This window comes from Aeromonas sp. sif0611 (assembly GCF_019218845.1).
GTDB classification, from domain to species: domain Bacteria; phylum Pseudomonadota; class Gammaproteobacteria; order Enterobacterales; family Aeromonadaceae; genus Aeromonas; species Aeromonas media.
In genome coordinates, this window is the sequence record NZ_JAHUWU010000031.1 from 1 (window position 1) to 455 (window position 455).

The 455-nt window shown below is 62.0% G+C and carries 1 pseudogene; it reads right to left on the reverse strand.

Annotated elements, in window-relative coordinates:
• A pseudogene (locus tag KW824_RS20625) lies at positions 1-455 on the reverse strand (DNA cytosine methyltransferase); the annotation flags it as partial.

Below are 455 nucleotides of genomic sequence, written 5' to 3' on the forward strand. Positions count from 1 at the left end.
TTACAACCCTGACCGGCTCTTCAACGCTGGCGGAACGATCCTTGCCTCCGTCGCCAGGCCCATAGAATGCCGAAAGGTGCGGCGTGACGACGTTGTGCTTAATTCCGCTGGCAACCACCGTGCCGAGGGGCCTGTCAACGCTCATAGCTCGCGGGGCCTGCCCAGCCCGCTCACCGTACCCTGTCTGGACGAGGAATGGACGCTCGGCATCGAGGACGTAGCGCTTCATGCCGCGAGCAACTCGAGCCATTGTGTTCTTGGCGAGGGGACGAATGGCCCTGAGTTGATACTTTTCCCAGATCTCTTCGGTGGTGTCGAAGATCGACGGGCAAGGCAGCGACCAATCAATGCACTCCGCGGCTGTGCGCCATGGCTTCTTGCGGCCGGAAATCACTTCGCGGTCGTCTGGTGCGCCGTGGGTCGCTTCTGGCCATACAATCGGCTTGCCGTCGCGG